Origin of the sequence: Bacillus cereus group sp. BfR-BA-01316, assembly GCF_022664195.1 — a bacterium.
Lineage (GTDB): Bacteria > Bacillota > Bacilli > Bacillales > Bacillaceae_G > Bacillus_A.
The window spans coordinates 1-2,415 of record NZ_JAKUGX010000068.1; the positions used below are offsets into that span (position 1 = coordinate 1).

A 2,415-nucleotide genomic window follows, 5' to 3' on the forward strand; every position below is an offset into this window, starting at 1 on the left:
CGTCTCATTATCGGTAGTAAAGAAGAAGCCAAATCCGTTGACATAAATAGGATTTGGCTTTTTCTTTGTTTATCATCTTATACATGATTTTATACATTGTTGTTATAGCAAGGATTCTAGGGATTCTTGCTATTTTCTTTTCCCTTTTTTTTGTATAAAATCTTGTATAAATTTGATTATGATTGTTTTAAATCATAGTGTATGTTGATGTTTAAAAAAGACGAGTATATGCTTAATTTGTCTGAAATTTTTTGTGTATTCTTGTTTATTTTTTGTTATGTTTATTTTAAGTGTTATTTATTTATATTATATCGCCGATATATCGCTTATAAAAATAGAAAGAGGTGGTAGCGATGGCCGATACGGGTGATACAAAAGTTGAATTGTTAGAGGGAATCCCTAAGGAATTAAAAAGTCATGATATTGCTAAAACGTTTGGAATTGCTGAAAGTACAGTTAGGAAGTACGCTCAATCCCTTGAAAAAGCAGGGTATGTTTTTCGGAAAAATGAAAACAATACAAGGATTTTTACTGATATAGATGAGTTAACATTTAGAGATTTGATTCAAGCTAGAAAAGAAGCTGGAGTAAACCTTGATATGGCGGCTTCCGTAGCAGTGATACGAAGACAGAAGAAAGAATCACCGACACAAAGCGTGCAACCATTGATAAATAAGGAATTAAAGGACGATTTAATTCCGCACAAAATGCAATATGAGATTCAGAAATTAGCAAATTCATTTCAAAAGCAAATAGAACAAATTGAAGAACAAAACCAAATGATAATTTCTAAGTTGCAAGCATCTGAAGAAACTGAAATTGAAATAAAAAAACAGTTGTTGGAATCTCAAAAAAGGGAAAAAGAAAAAGATCAACAAATTGAAGATATGCAAAAAATGATTGATTATATTGCAAAACGAGATATAGCTTTTGATAAAAAAATCGAAGAAATTTATCAAGAAGCTAAAAAACCTTGGTGGAAGAGATGGTAAGATACAGGGTTTAATACTTGGTTGTATTATATTCTTTTTAATAAGTTGTTTAGAATAATAGAAAGATAAACAAGCTGATCCCTTATGAAAAAAGAGATGGGCTTTTTTGTCTGCTACCGATAATGATAGGTTATGTAAACTTATAAGAATAATGTCGAATTTATCAGAATTTTGTATATTTTTGTTGTTTTATTTTATTTTTAATGTTAAACTCATAATTACAAAGAAAGAGTATACAAAACCCTTTTAAAGTCAAAATTTTCAAAATATTAAGTTTTTTAAAGTTCTCCACTTGTACCCTTAGCGATATCCGTGTGTATTTATTATTCTTTCTTTGTTACTGTTATACCAAAAAACCTAATTATGTAAAAAAAGCCCCTTCAGATTTCATGAACGGGCTTTTTTTACATAATTAGAGATACATTGACTGCTGATAAGTGAAGTTATGTAAACCTCACATGTATAGAATATACATTGTTATTTACTTATCTAATGGAGCCGTTTTGTTAAGGGAAACTTGTTATAATATTCTCAAGTGGAAAGTGCAATTTATGAGAGGATGTTAGACCACAATGCCTGTACCGAATATAAAAATAAAAAGAATATGGGAAGATACCGATTTTTTTGAATTGAATTTTGATTTTATTGGATTTTATGGCACTGCGAACATTAACATATATACTACCAATGAAGAACTCGAAGTTTTAAAAGAGGGACTGATCAAGTTTTCCACTTTTAAACTACATGAGTTTCAATGGGTTTCAGGTGAGGATATAGACAATGTAACTCATTTATTATCTATGAGATTTTTCTTACATGATAAAAGAGGAATTGTAGGTATTGAGGTAGTAGCTGACAATAAGCAATCAAAACCTTATTGGATGCGTTCAAATCTGTTTATTCTTACGGAACTTAATCAAATTGATGATTTTATAAAAAAAATAGTGCAGTTAATTAGTGAGGAAATTACTGAGTTGGAAGGCATAATTCCAGTCTGACAGTGATAATTTTTTGTAGGTAAATTATATATATCAACATCCGCTAACGGCACTTATGTAAAAAACTAGTATGGATCTAGTTTTTTCTTTTTTTGTTTGCGGATGTTCCAATCTCTTTATTTACATTGTTTTGAATGTATACTTTCGTTGTGTAATTTGACGATATTAGGGGGGGTGGTGTGAAGTCAATGTTTAAGGGTAAATGAAAGTAAACTAATATTGAAAAGTTTACATTCGCATTTATAAAAAATAAAAAGCACCTTTTAATGTTTTAAAAGTGCTTTAACTTGATGTTGATGTGACGGAACCTCAAGTATGTAGAAATTTAAAAAAGTCCCTTCATAATGCTTAAAGGGACTTTGCTCACACAAATGATCTGCACATCAATTCATCTTTGATATACAGATCATTTGTATGATAATTTT

At 29.6% G+C, this 2,415-nt stretch carries 2 protein-coding genes; both read left to right on the plus strand.

Annotated features, from left to right (window positions below):
* Window positions 1-353: 353 nt before the first annotated feature.
* Window positions 354-992, plus strand: coding sequence for a helix-turn-helix domain-containing protein (locus tag MR071_RS24880; protein ID WP_242238228.1), 639 nt, complete (start codon window positions 354-356; stop codon window positions 990-992).
* 572 nt (window positions 993-1,564) lie between these two features.
* The gene (locus tag MR071_RS24885) at window positions 1,565-1,990 is read left to right on the plus strand and encodes a hypothetical protein (protein WP_242238229.1); all 426 of its coding nucleotides are present in this window, start codon (window positions 1,565-1,567) and stop codon (window positions 1,988-1,990) included.
* Window positions 1,991-2,415 lie beyond the last annotated feature (425 nt).